The sequence below is a fragment of the Vibrio sp. 2033 genome, assembly GCF_033339735.1.
In genome coordinates this window covers 1-657 of record NZ_JAWOVC010000428.1, presented here as the reverse complement: position 1 = coordinate 657, position 657 = coordinate 1, and the positions used below count along the sequence as shown (strand labels likewise).

The following is a 657-nucleotide window of genomic DNA, read 5'->3' as shown; positions in this document are numbered from 1 at the left end:
TACGGTAAGACCAAAAACAGAGAGAACTAACAGCCCCGTTAAGAAAGATCCTGGAATAGAGATCCCAACCAACAATGCCGTTCTTACCCCCAAGATCGCGATAATAACGATGACTACCAAAATGATTGCCGAGAGAACGTTGTTTTGCAGATCACTAAGCATTAGCTTGACATCATCCGACTGATCCCAAGTGTATTTAACCTGCAAATTACTTGGCCACTCTGCTCGCAGTTGCCCTTGAGCAATCACCTCTTTAACTAACGCGACGGTTTCAATAATGTTCTCGCCAGCACGCTTTTTCACGTCAAGCACAATGGCAGGCTCACCATCCAAGCGGGCAAAGCTTTCCGGATCACGAAACGCTCGGCGAACTGTGGCCACATCACCAAAGGTGATCACTTCTTTGCCATTCACTTTGATAGGCAATTCGAGAACATCTTTCAGAGAATCAAACACCGACGGAACTTTGACCGAAAAGCGCCCATATCCAGTATCGACAAAACCAGCCGCAACCACTCGGTTGTTTAGTGCGATCAAGTTATAGATATCGGCCTGATCCAATCCATAGCTTTACATTAGAAGGGGATCAACCACGATCTCGACAATATCTTCACGATCACCAGCAATATCGACTTCCAAGATCTGACGGAAGCTTTC

General features: G+C 46.1%; 1 pseudogene. It reads right to left on the bottom strand.

The window, feature by feature from the left end:
• Positions 1-657 (bottom strand): annotated as a pseudogene (locus tag R7P74_RS26995) (efflux RND transporter permease subunit); the annotation flags it as partial.